The sequence below is a fragment of the uncultured Methanobrevibacter sp. genome (assembly GCF_900314615.1).
Classification (GTDB): Archaea; Methanobacteriota; Methanobacteria; order Methanobacteriales; family Methanobacteriaceae; genus Methanocatella.
In genome coordinates, this window is the sequence record NZ_OMWA01000014.1 from 1 (window position 1) to 14,025 (window position 14,025).

The window sequence follows — 14,025 nt, forward strand, 5'->3', positions numbered from 1 at the left end:
AAAAAAACTACGAAAATCACATTCAAAATAAGTACGCCCAACTTGCAATTCATCCACAACCTAAAAGAGGTCGTGGTATTCTTGCATTATTAAGATAAAGTATTATGAATTCAATACGGGAGTAATACTTTAGCATGCAAAATTATGAAAAATTTCTGATTTAAAAAAAAATTAGTTTCTGTTTGCGAATTTTAGAAACTTTTCCTTAGCTTCTTCTATTGTCAGCGGATAATCCCCTTCCATATCAAAGCCTTCAGCTTCAATCTGCTGGAACAGTTCAGTGACAATAGGTACTTTTAAATTAGCTTTTTCGAGAATTTCAGGCTGTGCAAAAATCTCTTTAGGAGTTCCTTCAGCAATCAATAAACCGTCCACCAGTACAAAAACACGATTAGCATAATTAGGAACTAGGTCAACCTCATGTGTTGATATGATAATTGTAATACCTTCGCTGTTGAGTTCTCTCAATAATTTTGTTAAATTTGTAACACCCTGAGGGTCTAATCCTGCTGTAGGTTCATCCAAAACCATTATTTCAGGTTTCATAGCTAGGATTCCTGCAATTGCAACCCTTTTCTTTTGACCTCCGCTTAAATGATGCGGCGCTTTCTTTTCAAAACCTGTCATTCCAACACGGGCAAGTGCCTCTTCAACCCTGTCCTGGACTTCCTCCATAGGCAATCCCAGGTTTAAAGGTCCGAAAGCAACATCTTCTTCCACTGTTGGAGCAAATATCTGGTCGTCAGGATTTTGAAATACAATTCCAACTTTCTGTCTGAATTTAAGCAGAGATTTTTTATCATATTTCAGCTCTTCCCCATCAATGAATACCTGACCTTCATCAGGTTCATAGATACCGTTCAAATGCAAAAACAAAGTTGATTTTCCGGCACCGTTTTTTCCTAAAAGTGAAACCATCTCACCTTTTTCCACTTTTAGACTAACGCCTTTAAGCGCATGATAATCAGAATTATATGAATATTTTAAATTTTTAACTTCTATCATGTTATTCCTCCTTTTTTCTTGGTACGTAAACAGGAAGCTCTCCGGTATATCCTCTAGAATCTAGAGAATGCTGAAGTGTTTCACTTTTATCAAGAGACCTTAGAAATATTGTACTTGCAAGTGCACCCAGAGATTTGAAGGATCCCCAGTATGAAGAGTATCCAAGACGTGTATCCTGTGCCTTTTGCATAGTGTCAATTTCATTTAAGAATATAAATATTGAATTGTACATCAGAAGTGCAATTTCAATTACTACTTTCGGAACTTTTAAATTGCCCAAACAATGCAATATTTTAGCAATTGGTGTTGTTAGAGATAAAAAACCAAGTATCGGCAGACATCCGACTACTCTAAAGAATGTATATATTCCGTAGTGCAGTGAATCGGTTGTAACAACAATACCAAAAATACCTGTTTCATAAATAACTTCCCCCTTTCCGAAGAAGAATATCAGAAATAGACATGTTAAAACCACAAAGGTCATTGGAATGGATAAGAATTTTAAATATGACCTGAAATTTATTTTAGCGATTGCTAAAATTACAATTGACATTACAATGAAGATAAATATGTCAAAATATAGATTATCTAAAGCTAATGTTAATATTAACAGGAAAATTGTTAAAAACAACTTAAAATAAGGATTGGTTTCTGTTAATTCATTATGATGTGCAATATAATCCATATCAAATTTCATAAAATCACTAAAAAAAAGAAAATAATAAAGAAGATTTATTCTTCTTTACCCTGTCCTCTCCAGTAACCGAAGAAGTAACCGATAATGATTGCTCCTATAGCTGCTTGAAGAGCGAATAATAAACTTTCAATTTCTCCACTTGGAGGTTCCCATATAGAGGAGAACCATGGTTCAAAATGAGTTGCTTCAATAGCTTCACTAGCTGCATCGTCTGAACCGCCGAAGTATCCGTCATCTTCCCCATGACCATTAAAGATTACTAATGGTGCAATGAAAATGATTGCGCAGATAATTGCTAAAATAATTAAAGTTGATGTTTTCATTTAAATCACCTTATGCTTCATTAGGAGCTAATGCATTAAGTTTATCTAATAATTTAGGTTTGTAAGCTTTTAATCTGTCCCAGATAATTACTGTTAAGATACCTTCACCAATAGCTAATGGAATTTGAGTAACTGCAAAGATAATTAAGAAGTTAGTTAATGCTCCACCGAATGTTGGTGCAGGAAATGCAAAAGCTAACTGGAATGAAGTAGCTACGTAAGTTAATAAGTCACCTAAGAATGCTGCAAAGAATATTGCAATAGTTGATGAAATATTTGCTTTTGTTAAACCTTTATAAACTGCCCAAGCTACAAGAGGTCCTACAATACCCATTGAAACAATATTTGCACCTAAAGTGGTTAATCCACCGTGTGCGAGTAAAAGAGCTTGGAAAATAAGTACAATAGTTGCTAATACTGCGGTTACAGCAGGTCCGAATAATGCTGCACCTAATCCGTTACCACAAGGGTGAGAACAGCTTCCAGTAACAGAAGGTAGTTTCAAAGATGATAAGACGAACATGAATGCTCCACTTACAGCGAGTAACGCTTTGGATTCAGGTGTTTCATCTACAATTTTTTTAATTTGATAAATACCAACGGCTACAAATATGATTGCTACAACAAACCATATTATACACCATGTTAATGGTAAATATCCTTCCATAATATGCATAAATAATTTCCTCCAAATTAATAATCAATAATATTTGATTAAATTGTCAATAAAAATTTAAATTAAAGTTAAAATTTATTAAAGTTTTATTGATAATGATAATATATAAGTTATTATATATAAATATTATTAGTAATGTACTAAACATTTTTTAGGTAAACCTAATTTATTTAAATAACAAATTAACAAAGATGATACTATGGATATAAAAAATAACCTCATATTGGCACTCGACGTTATGAGTGAAAGTGAAGCGATTGACATTTGCAGATCAGTTGCAGAACATATCGACACAATAAAAATCGGATATCCTCTAGCGCTTGCAGAAGGCCTTGAAATAATCGGCAAAATCAAGGATGCCTTTTGTGTTAAAGTCATATGCGACTTCAAGGTAGCCGATATCGATGCTACAAACTCCAAAATATGTGAAGAGACATTTAAAGCAGGGGCAGATGCAATAATATGCCACGGTTTTGTCGGCCGTGACAGCGTCCAGGCATGTCTTGATGTAGCAGACAAATATGGAAAAGAGCTGTTTCTGCTTACTGAAATGTCACACCCAGGGGCAAAAATGTTTTTACAGAAAAATGCAGATGCAATAGCTCAGATGGGAGTGGATATGGGAATCCGAAACTATGTTGCACCGGCTACAAGACTTGATCGTTTATCAGACATAAGAAACATCGTAGGTGATGACGCATATATAATCTCACCAGGCGTGGGAAAGCAGGGCGGAGACGGCAAAAAGACTCTTGAATTCTCCAATGCAATAATTGTCGGAAGAAGCATTTACGAATCAGACAATCCGAAACTTGCATGTGAAGAATTAATCAATTCAATTAAATAAAATGTAAAATTATTTTAATAAAAAAATATAAAAATATCAATGTTCTTATTATCCTTGAACAGAACAACTAAAAAAGAGGTGAAAAACATGGCATCTGAAGTTACCAAATTAATTATGGAAACCATTTTAGGTTTAATTACTACTGCATTTGCATTCGTTGCAGGTTTAGCATGGAATGATGCAATCCAAAAATTAATTGAACATTTCATTGGAGCTGGAGACGCACTTCCAAGTTTATTCATTTACGCAATTGTTGTAACTATTGTAGCAGTACTTGTAACCGTAATACTCGCAAGAGTAGCTGGTAAAATGGGTATTGAACTCAACGAATAAGAAAAATAGAAAGGAATTAATAATTCCTTTTTTTAACTCTTTTTTTAATTTAACTTTTCAAAAGAAATTTCTGCCATTGTATATGCGACGTCAAATAGGATAAAGCATACGAATATCCAGATATTGAATACACCGCAAACCGCAAGCAATAATACTGCAATTTTTAAAACAAATCTGTATTCGAAAAACAGATTGAGAAACCTATTGTCAGTCACTGTAGATATCAGTTCATGGCCGACTTCATCACCTAAAGCAGCGAAAATACAAATTAGTAAAACCACTAAACTTAACTGTGGAATGCCGAAAATCAATAGTAACACTATAAAAATGACCAATGTAAGTATGTGATGAATACCATCCACTTTCAGGGCCAGAATATTACCAATAGGGATAGCTATAAAAAGATATGCAGCCTCAGCATTATATATTGCAGCTACAGCAGATGCTATAGCGCATAAAACTCCAAAAATACTTGCGTAAAACAGATTTCCATTAATATCAAACAAATCGTCTGAATATTTCATGAAAAATCCGGATAATATAAATAATATCGCTAAAATTATATAACTCATTTCTTAATCACTTCCAATTCTATCTAAAGCTGCTGCATAAATAAGCGGGAAAATTACAGTTACATCACCAACGACGCTGGCCAGACTGGATCCGCATCTTGCCTTTGCCCATGATTTAGCTTCCTCAAGAGGTGCACCACCCAGACTGCCCGCTTCAGGCCTGTCCATTGTAATCTGAATAGCTGCATCCAATCCTCCTTTAATAACATTGGAAGCCAGTGTATAATGTTTTGTGAGACCTCCTCCTAAAAGGATGGCACCCACTTTTTCCGCTTCAAATACTATATCTGAGAGATAGTGCATATCTGCCACTGCATCAACGACAAAATCATGGTCCTGTGAAAATATCCACAATTGCAGACCGATCATTGAATCAATAAGACCCGGTGCAAATATCGGAATGTTGTTTCTTGCAGCTTGTGCAACGAACGAATTTTCATCTTCAACAAGAAGACCTATCTCATAAAGCAGTTCCTGAATTGAAAGTGTTTTTTTGTCTTTTGAAATTTTTTCAAAAATTTTGATTATTTCAGTTTCAAATATAGTGAAATCATCAGAACCGACATTGATATCAGCAATTCTGCCGATTCCTTCCTGATTCAACTCTTCATCATCTTTTCCTTCATGGCGATAATGGGATCCTCCGAATGCTTCGACCAAATCGTGAGTAATGTTTGCACCGCTTGATACAATCAAATCAACATGGCCTTCACTAATCATCCGGGTTATGATATTCCTCATTCCTCCCGGAATCAAAGGACCTCCAAGACTCATGAATACTCTCATTTCTTCATCATTTATCATGTCTGTCAGGATATTGCATGCACGGGCCACTCTGCCGGCGCCCAATACACCTGACTGGTCAAATTGATTTATCAAATCAATTATTTTCATATCTTTATCAACGTTAATCTGTGAAACTCTCATTAAATCACTTAATTTGTAATAATTGGGAATTGTTTTAAATTGGTTATACTATCTATCAAATCAGTTCTTGTTACAATTCCAAGTAAAACCTGATTGTTGTCTGCTATTATTAATCTTGAGATTGATTTTTTAAGCATTACTTCAATGGCGTTTGCTATTTTCATGTCTTCATTGACAATGACTACATTTGTTGACATGAGCTCTCCTACAGTCAGGTGCTCCTTATCATCAGCAATTGCCTGAACAAGGTCTGTCAATGTAAATACGCCAACCACTTTACCGTCCTTAATAACTGGAGCTCCGTCAATTTCACATGAAGCAAGTTTTTTGCATGCTTCCTTTACAGAGCAGTCCATAGCAAATGATATGACTTCTTTGCTTGCAATGTCTCCCACGGTATTTTTAGGAATGCTTCTTATTGTAGTGGTGTCAACGAGAAGAATATTGTCCATATCATCACGGCCTACAATTTTTCCCATAACTCCAAGATTATTAACAGGAGTAGGACCTATTCTTACTGTGTCTCCAAGATTTAAATCTTTTATGCTTCCTAAAACTTTGATTGCAGCTTCGCATTCTGTCGGCTGCGGAACACTGGTGAATTCTATACGTGCGACAGAGACATCCTCTATTCTTTCGCCGTTTTTGTATATCGGTACTTTTGAATCCTGATCAGATACTGAAATGTTTAGAGAATGATAGGCTTCAATTGTTGGCTTGTACCCTCCTCTCGGACCAGGCACTCCTTTTACTAAACTTAAACTTCTTAATGACTGCATCTGGTTACGTATTGTTCCAGGATTCCTATTCATAACCTCAGCAATATCTTCTCCCTTAATAGATTTGCCGTTTGATGACTGGTACAAATTTATCAAGGTTTGTAAAATTTCCTTTTGAACAGATGTTAACATGTTTATTCCCCATCTACTAAATAATATATTAATTTATGTAAAAACTATCTTATAAATGTTAATGATAAATCATGATATTTTAGTTATAGTATTACAAAAAATAAACAAATTATAATCAATATTGAAAAAAATAAACAAAATTCAAGTAAAAAAAATAAGAAAAGAAATGATTATTCTATAAGCTGTTTTAAATCATTTCTGATGATTGAAGTTGCATCAAATCCTTTGATGGCATCTACCATTTCAGGGAATTTTGATTTAGGAATCAGTACGTTGACCTGTGAGAAATCAGAACCCGGAGTGATTGTAGGCTCATCAGCACACAGCTTGTTTTCAATCAAATAATTGGTAACACTTTCAATTTTGCTGTTTGCAATGTTGAACTTAACATCAAAAAATTTTTTAGCAGTAATTGCACCGAAAAGCTGTTTGAAAATCATCTCTGCCTTTTCCATTTTCTCACCAGTGCAGCTTACGCCTGCATAAAGACCTGCTGAAGAATGCAAGATTGTTTCAATTTCTTTCAAGCCTGCTTTTCTTAAGCTGCTTCCGGTTTGAGTATTGTCAACAATCAAATCAGCTCCTTTTGCAATGTAAACTTCAGTTGCACCGTCGGAGTTAATGACCTGAACCATTTCATTGTCACCGTCAGTAAGACCTCTGACCTGAACAAACGGCACCGCATCACCATAGAGTTCCTGATAGACTTCATTTTCCATAATGAATTTTCTGGTTAAATTAGGATACTCTGTAAAGCACAATATTGGAGTTTTTCTGTCCTTGTTTGCTCTAAATAAATCAGATAAACTGTTATAAGGAGAATCATTCGGTACCGCTACAATCAATCTGGTCTGACCGTAATCCAGATCTCCGATTTTTACAGTTTTAGTTGGTCTCAGTACGGATTCTTCCTTAATCCAGTCTTCACCGACAATTGCTATATCCACCATTCCACGATTCAGCTCAACAGGAGTTGACTGAGGGCGGGTCAAATACGCTACAATGTCTTCATCATTCAGTATGTCAATTTCGTAAGATTCATTGCCCGGTTCGTATCCTCGAACCTCATAACCTGCATCAACAAATAACTGATGTGTATTTCCTCTGTTAACATTATTTAAACTTCCTTTCGGAAGGCCTAAGATAATTTTTTCATTCATAATAATACCTATAATAAGATTATTGGTTAAATTATATAAGTTTGATGTAAAAAAAAGAAGTTAGTTGTGATATGGTTCACAACTTTGTCTATTTAATGAATGTTTATGAGCATGCATATGCTTAATTCCATTATCCGTTACAATTTCATCGATAATTTCCACATTTTCATGGGAGTGTGAATGTTCTCCGTCATTGTGGAAGTGATAATGTGAATGTTCAACGTTTTCAGTGTCTATTTTTTTGATTGAATCATCGAAATGCCTGTCATAAAGCAATGCCGCATTTAAAACTACAAGGCATGACCCTGCATTGTGCACAATAGCTCCTGTAACAGGATTCAGTAATCCTAAAACAGAACATATTATTGCAACTGCATTGATTGTCATTGAAATTGCAATGTTTGCCTTTATAGTAAACAATGTGGAATTTGACAGTTTTTTAAGATATGGGATTTTTCCGATATCATCACCTAAAAGCGCAATGTCTGCTGCTTCAATGGCCACATCACTTCCAACAGATCCCATTGCAACGCTGACATCAGCAGTTTTGAGTGCGGGAGCGTCATTTACTCCATCCCCTATCATACAAACCTGTCTTCCTTCATTTTTGAATTTTTCAATCCAGGACAGTTTCTCTTCTGGAAGGAGATTGCCGTAAACCTTGCCAATTCCGACCTTTGATGCAAAATAATTAGCGGTTTCTGTGTTATCTCCGGTAAGCAATACGGTTTCAGTTCCAAGGTCATGAAGACTGTCAATCATGCCTTTTGAATCTTCACGTATTACATCAGACAATCCAATCAGTCCTACAACTTCACCGTCGAGTGCAACAATGATTGAAGCCTTACCTTCATTTTTAAGTTTGTTCAGCTGATTGTCAACATCAACATCAATATTATTTTCAGCTAAGAATTTGGAGTTTCCTGCATATACATTACCAAAAGAATTTATGCATGTTACACCTTTACCAGGATACATTTTAAATTCCTTTGGCTCTTCAATATCAACTTCAGCTTCTTTTGCATTGTTTACAATGGCTTTAGCTAATGGATGTTCGCTTAATTTCTCACATGACGCAGTCATCTTAAGCAAATCCATCTGACTTAAATCGGCTTTAATCGGGATAACATCAGAAACCTCTAAATTACCGTAAGTTAATGTTCCTGTTTTATCAAACACTAATGTATTTAAACCGCCTAAAGTTTCAAGCGCTTCACCTGACTTGATTAGAACACCATATTTTGTTGCCTGACCTATTGCAGCCATTATTGCTGTTGGTGTTGCAAGTATCAGTGCACATGGACAGAATACGACTAAAACTGTCACTCCTCTTTCTATGTTTCCAGTTACCAGCCATGCTGCGATTGCTATTATCAGTGCAACAGGAACCAGCCATGTTGCCCATTTGTCTGCAATTCTTTGTGTAGGTGCCTGTTTTTCATCAGCTGCCTTGACAAGATCAATAAGTTTTTGAAGTGATGAATTTTCACCTAAACTTGTTGCTTTTATGTCAATTGCGCCATACATGTTCATTGTACCGCAGAATACATCATCACCAACTTCCTTATCAATTGGCAAAGATTCCCCAGTCATGATTGACTGGTCAAGAGATGATGTACCTTTTATAATTTCACCGTCAACAGGTACGCTTTCACCGGGAAGAATTCTTAATGTATCACCTATTTTTATCTCATCCACTGATACAACTTCCTCAACACCATCAACTATTTTTCTTCCAGTTTGCGGAGTTAAATTGATTAAGTTTCTTAAACCTTTTTTAGCTCTTTCTACAGTCCAGTCCTCTAAAAGAGCTCCCAGTGCCATAATCCATGCCACTTCACCTGCCGCAAATATCTCACCTATGAAAAGTGATGCCACCATAGCTATTGCAATAAGCAGTGCTGATGAAATCCATTTTTCACGAACGAGTCTGGTCATCGCCAAAAGCAGCATTGGAATACCGCTTATTATTACTGTTCCCCATGCAGGGTTTAAATAAGTTGGAGTATTTATTCCAAAAATCATAAAAATAACTGCTATAAGTAAAAAAATACCTGAAATAATGGTCATTTTTAATCCGAATAGGAAATCAGTTATTTCATCTATCACACTAAACACCTCTAAGTATTACTTTTTTTGAATTTATTTAAATACTCAGTATTACTCAAAATTTTTTCAATGAAAATCCCATTTTTGAAATCCATTGCAAAAACAAATATAGTAAGTACCAACAGCCAAAAAGTATTACTTTTTTGAATTTATTTAAATACTCAGTATTACCGAAAATATATATGTCACCCGAATAATATAAATGTTATTACTTTTTTGAAATTCATTTATATACTCAGTATTACTTTAAAAAAATTAGTGGAAAAATTCTCTAAAAAATTAAGTTAAAAAAAATAGGTGAATAGAAAATATTCTATTCTTCTTCAATCTTTTTGAAATTCTGACACTGCTTAACATCCAAAAGCAGATGTTCATGCATTTTACATACAATCTTATATTTGTTTCTTAGCTCAAGATACTGACATTCATCACAAATCATAATATCTACCCTATTTCATAGCCAAATCCATTATGCTGAACGGATCGCCTTCTTTTCTAGGAGCCTGACCACCCATTCCAAAAGCGGATTTGGCGAATTCCTTATTCATTCTTTTTGAAACTTCACCGAATATCATTTTATATGCTGTACATTGAGGGTCAACTGCCTTAGGTGTTTGATATGCAACAATAGCATTGTAAGGACATCCTCCTTCACAATATTTAACATATCTGCATTTTTTGCAGTTTTCATCAACATACTCTCTGAATTCCATAAGCTTTGCCCATGCAGATGATGCTTTTAAATCATCAAAGCTTGGATTATCAGATACGTTGCCTAAAACATACTCAGGCATTCCAACAAACCTGTAGCACGGATATATTGAACCGTCTGAACCTACAGCAAGGGTTGTTCCGATGCAGTCTGCAAAGGTGCATAATGTTCCTCTTCTTCTAAGTGAACTTTTACAGATATGGTCCAGATCCATAACAGTGAATTTATCCAAATCATAAAGGTATTTGTCAAGCCAGTCTATAAGAAGTTTCCCATGTTCCTCCTGGTCAAGTGCCCACGGATCAGCATTGTCTCCACGAAGAGACGGCAAAGCCGCATGAATTTTAAGATTCAGTTTCTGGCTTTTAAAGAAATCATACAGTTCATCTGAAAAATCTTTGGAGTAATCAGTTACGGTTAAAACAAAGTTGATTATCAGGCCTTTGCTTTTGGCAAGTTCCACTTTACCCATGGTCCTGTCAAAGTAACCTTCTCCTCTTTGATAATCGTTGATTTCCTTTGGCCCGTCAATACTTGTACTAACTACAACATTGTACTTTACAAACAAATCGATTAACTCATCACTTAGAAGCCAGATGTTGCTTTGAAGAGAAAATCCATCAAGATTTTCCAATTTTGAAAGCTTTTCCAATGCATATTCATAAAAGTCATAACCTGCAAGAAGAGGTTCGCCTCCGTGGAAAGTGAAATGGACTTTATCATCTCTAAAATCACCCAGCCATGTTATAATCTGGTCGATGATTTCAACATCCATCATTTCCTTTTTGTTTTCAGATCCCCAACAGTATTTGCAGTTTGACGGACAGTTTAATGTCGGAATAATCATTACATGAAATGTCATTTTAACCGTAGACTTTATTTAATTCATTCAACAGTTTCTTTTTGTCATCTTCGTCCATGCTGTCGTTTACAAAGAAAATATATCCGCAGTCTTCACATTGGACTGCATCCATTTCTGCATGAGCCCTGTGATTATCCAATAATTTTCTTTTAGCGATTTTATCTTTTGAACCACATTTTGGACATGGTGCCAATAATTCTTCAAGTTTCATTTTTTCACCTTAGTTAATATTTTCTGTTTTAAAAGTATATAAGATTATACATAACCAAAAAGTTTAAATAAGATGGTTAAATGACGACAATTTTACGAAGTGGCTTCAACAAGCTTTAAATAAGATAATATTTAATATAAATTATTAAATTAAAAATTAAAGTGATTAAAATGCCATATGACTTCTATGACTTCTTCATTAAGCAGAGAAATAACAAGAATTTTACTGAAGTATCAAATATTGTCCGCCAGAAACTATGGCGTGAGACATATGACGTTATCGAATCCCAGGAATGGGAAGAAATAACAGACAAAATAAGAAAAGGTTAACGGTTTAATAGTTTAACGAAGAATCTGTATACCGGAAAACCGATATTTCTTATAAACATCAGGAAATATTTCATTGCCGGTAATTCATATTCTTTTTTAACCTTTTTAAGCTCGGAAATGATATCAAGTTTTTGAGGGCATTTCCTTAAACACTTACCGCAGCCGTTACAGAGACCTGCATAAGCCGGTTTTCCCATGACTCCACCAACATACTGATAATAATCCAGAAATGCAGGATTCATAAAGCCTTTGTGACCAAATAGATATTTTTCATTATATATCTTCAGACATTCAGGAATGTTTACTCCCTGAGGGCACGGCATGCAGTATCCGCATGTTGAACAGTTGATTTTAAGGGATTCCTTCATGACCCTTTTGACAAGCTCAACAGTTTCAAGCTCCCCGAAAGTCATTGACATAGGCTCTGTCCGGTTGGAAATGGAAATGTTGTCATCAATCTGTTCAAATGAGTTCATGCCTGAAAATACGCAGGTTACATTTCTATTATTTAAAACCCACTGAAGGGCCCATTGGGCAGTTGTCTTATCAGAATCTGCCTTTTTAAATATCTCTTCAGCATCCTTAGGCATATTTCCCGCAAGAATTCCTCCTTTAAGAGGTTCCATTACAAAAACGCCCATTCCTTTGGAAGCGGCATATTCTATTCCCTCAACGCTTGCCTGAACATTTTCATCAAAATAGTTGTACTGAACCATGACCACATCCCAGTCATAGCCGTCAATGAGCAAATCAAACTCTTCTTTGGCCCCATGGTATGAAAAACCTACATATTTGATTTTGCCGTCACGTTGAGCCTGATTTAAAAATTCAAACAAACCTTTTTTAATCAGACGATTAACAGATTTTAAATCAACAGAATGAACCAGATAAAAATCAATGCAATCCCTTTGCAGTCTTTTTAACTGTTCATCTAAAAAATAGTCCATATCTTCGCGTTTTCTAACATTGATAGATGGCAATTTTGTACATATCCTAACCTTATCCCTATATTCCCCCTGAAGAATTTCTCCAAGGAACTTTTCACTGTCTCCATAAAGATAAGCCGTATCTATAAAATTTATACCATTATCAATAGCATAATAAATTTGCTCTTTAGCCAAATCACGATCAATCTTTCCGTTTTTCAATGGAAGCCTCATTGCACCGAAACCAAGCTGGGAGACTTCAACTCCTATTTTTTTGATTAATCGATTTTGCATAATATCACAAATTTAAAAAAAAAGGGAAATTATTCATATTCTTTGATAATTTCCTTCATATATTCAATCAAATCATCTTTGGATTCATCATCATCCATTGCAAATTCAATTGAAGTTTTAAGCCATTCGAAACGATTTCCTATATCATAGGTTTTTCCTTCGAATGTTACGCCGTAAATTGCATCCAATTTCTGAAGGGCATCTGTAAGCTGGATTTCTCCACCTACTCCAGGAACAGTTTCATCTATTTTATCAAAGATATCAGGAGTCAATACATAACGGCCCATAATAGCCAGATTGGATGGAGCCTGATGAGCCAGTGGCTTTTCAACAAGCTTTTCAATATTGTAAACGTTATTTTCCACTTCAGTTCCTTTGATAATTCCATATCTTTCTACTTTTTCTTTAGGAACTGCTTCAAGTGAGATTGCAGATGCATTATATTTTTCATAAACATCAATAAGCTGTTTAGTACAAGGGGTTGGTCCTTTAGTAATTGAATCTCCTAAAAGAACTGCGAATGCTTCACCGCCGATATGCTTTTTAGCACAGTTAATTGCATCACCTAAGCCGTTCTGTTCTTTTTGTCTTACATAGCATATATCTGCCAAATCAGTGATTGCACGAACCTGTCTTAAGCGGTCATCTTTTCCTGCACTTTGCAGAGTCTGTTCAAGTTCAAATGATTTGTCGAAGTGATCTTCAATAGATCTTTTGTTTCTACCTGTTACGATTAAAATATCATCGATTCCGGATGCTACTGCCTCTTCAATAACATACTGGATGGTTGGTTTATCATAAACCGGCAACATTTCCTTAGGTTGCGCTTTAGTAGCAGGTAAAAATCTTGTACCAAAACCTGCTGCTGGAATTACAGCTTTCATAATTTATCACCATAAATTTTTTTATTTAAATAAAATTTTAAATTTATTAATATAAATAGATAACTAGTTTTTCAATATTAAATAGCTAAAAAAAGTTTTAAAAATTGAATAAGGACAAATTTGAAAAACAAATTTTGAGACATCCTTACTCAACTGAAATAATTAGCATTCCTATGACAGTACATCACATGATGCTAATAATTAATTTAAACAAAATAATATATAAAACTTTCTAATTTTCATCCAT

Annotated in this window: 17 protein-coding genes; 3 read left to right on the forward strand and 14 right to left on the reverse strand. The window is 35.0% G+C overall.

Going from position 1 to position 14,025, the window contains the following annotated elements; translation table 11 throughout:
- Positions 1–171 precede the first annotated feature (171 nt).
- From QZN33_RS05725 to QZN33_RS05740, 4 genes are read right to left on the reverse strand one after another with little or no spacing between them, the layout of a single operon-like run.
- Positions 172–1,005 carry an ATP-binding cassette domain-containing protein gene (locus QZN33_RS05725; RefSeq protein WP_296789994.1) on the reverse strand — a complete coding sequence of 278 codons (834 nt, stop codon included), beginning with the start codon at positions 1,003–1,005 and terminating at the stop codon, positions 172–174.
- Position 1,006: 1 nt separating this feature from the next.
- A complete protein-coding gene (gene cbiQ, locus QZN33_RS05730; protein ID WP_296789995.1) occupies positions 1,007–1,702 on the reverse strand; it encodes a cobalt ECF transporter T component CbiQ in 696 nt (231 codons plus the stop codon).
- 35 nt (positions 1,703–1,737) lie between these two features.
- Positions 1,738–2,025 (reverse strand): energy-coupling factor ABC transporter substrate-binding protein, encoded by a 288-nt coding sequence (locus QZN33_RS05735; protein ID WP_296789996.1) that lies wholly within the window; start codon positions 2,023–2,025, stop codon positions 1,738–1,740.
- Between the two features lie 10 nt (positions 2,026–2,035).
- The gene (locus QZN33_RS05740; RefSeq protein ID WP_296789997.1) at positions 2,036–2,701 is read right to left on the reverse strand and encodes an energy-coupling factor ABC transporter permease; all 666 of its coding nucleotides are present in this window, start codon (positions 2,699–2,701) and stop codon (positions 2,036–2,038) included.
- A 199-nt stretch (positions 2,702–2,900) separates the two neighbouring features.
- Between QZN33_RS05740 and pyrF the strand changes: the two genes are divergently transcribed.
- The gene (gene pyrF / locus QZN33_RS05745; RefSeq protein WP_296789998.1) at positions 2,901–3,548 is read left to right on the forward strand and encodes an orotidine-5'-phosphate decarboxylase; all 648 of its coding nucleotides are present in this window, start codon (positions 2,901–2,903) and stop codon (positions 3,546–3,548) included.
- An 87-nt stretch (positions 3,549–3,635) separates the two neighbouring features.
- A complete protein-coding gene (locus tag QZN33_RS05750) occupies positions 3,636–3,881 on the forward strand; it encodes a DUF5654 family protein (protein WP_296789999.1) in 246 nt (81 codons plus the stop codon).
- Positions 3,882–3,925: 44 nt separating this feature from the next.
- On the opposite strand, the gene QZN33_RS05755 is transcribed toward QZN33_RS05750, so the two are convergent.
- The 8 genes from QZN33_RS05755 to QZN33_RS05790 form a co-directional block, all read right to left on the reverse strand.
- Complete coding sequence (locus QZN33_RS05755) at positions 3,926–4,453, reverse strand: hypothetical protein (RefSeq protein WP_296790000.1); 528 nt, start codon at positions 4,451–4,453, stop codon at positions 3,926–3,928.
- A 3-nt stretch (positions 4,454–4,456) separates the two neighbouring features.
- The gene (locus tag QZN33_RS05760; protein ID WP_296790001.1) at positions 4,457–5,380 is read right to left on the reverse strand and encodes a deoxyhypusine synthase; all 924 of its coding nucleotides are present in this window, start codon (positions 5,378–5,380) and stop codon (positions 4,457–4,459) included.
- An 8-nt stretch (positions 5,381–5,388) separates the two neighbouring features.
- On the reverse strand, positions 5,389–6,291 hold the full coding sequence (locus QZN33_RS05765) for a CBS domain-containing protein (RefSeq protein WP_296790002.1): 903 nt from the start codon (positions 6,289–6,291) through the stop codon (positions 5,389–5,391).
- Positions 6,292–6,461: 170 nt separating this feature from the next.
- Positions 6,462–7,451 (reverse strand): ATP phosphoribosyltransferase, encoded by a 990-nt coding sequence (locus QZN33_RS05770; RefSeq protein ID WP_296790003.1) that lies wholly within the window; start codon positions 7,449–7,451, stop codon positions 6,462–6,464.
- A gap of 60 nt (positions 7,452–7,511) precedes the next feature.
- The gene (locus QZN33_RS05775; protein WP_296790004.1) at positions 7,512–9,560 is read right to left on the reverse strand and encodes a cation-translocating P-type ATPase; all 2,049 of its coding nucleotides are present in this window, start codon (positions 9,558–9,560) and stop codon (positions 7,512–7,514) included.
- Between the two features lie 313 nt (positions 9,561–9,873).
- A complete protein-coding gene (locus tag QZN33_RS05780; RefSeq protein WP_296790005.1) occupies positions 9,874–9,999 on the reverse strand; it encodes a hypothetical protein in 126 nt (41 codons plus the stop codon).
- Positions 10,000–10,009: 10 nt separating this feature from the next.
- Positions 10,010–11,134, reverse strand: a complete 1,125-nt coding sequence (locus QZN33_RS05785; protein ID WP_296790006.1) for a TIGR04083 family peptide-modifying radical SAM enzyme — start codon at positions 11,132–11,134, stop codon at positions 10,010–10,012.
- A 1-nt stretch (position 11,135) separates the two neighbouring features.
- Positions 11,136–11,345: a TIGR04165 family Cys-rich peptide gene (locus QZN33_RS05790; RefSeq protein ID WP_296790007.1), complete on the reverse strand. Its 210-nt coding sequence runs from the start codon at positions 11,343–11,345 to the stop codon at positions 11,136–11,138.
- A 170-nt stretch (positions 11,346–11,515) separates the two neighbouring features.
- Between QZN33_RS05790 and QZN33_RS05795 the strand changes: the two genes are divergently transcribed.
- A complete protein-coding gene (locus tag QZN33_RS05795; RefSeq protein ID WP_296790008.1) occupies positions 11,516–11,674 on the forward strand; it encodes a hypothetical protein in 159 nt (52 codons plus the stop codon).
- On the opposite strand, the gene QZN33_RS05800 is transcribed toward QZN33_RS05795, so the two are convergent.
- Together QZN33_RS05800 and galU are read right to left on the reverse strand one after the other, a co-directional pair.
- A complete protein-coding gene (locus QZN33_RS05800; RefSeq protein ID WP_296790009.1) occupies positions 11,671–12,894 on the reverse strand; it encodes an aldo/keto reductase in 1,224 nt (407 codons plus the stop codon). The two genes, QZN33_RS05795 and QZN33_RS05800, sit on opposite strands and share 4 nt — an antisense overlap.
- A gap of 29 nt (positions 12,895–12,923) precedes the next feature.
- Entirely contained in the window at positions 12,924–13,778 is an 855-nt protein-coding gene (gene galU, locus QZN33_RS05805; RefSeq protein WP_296790010.1) for a UTP--glucose-1-phosphate uridylyltransferase GalU, read from the reverse strand.
- Between the last annotated feature and the right edge of the window lie 247 nt (positions 13,779–14,025).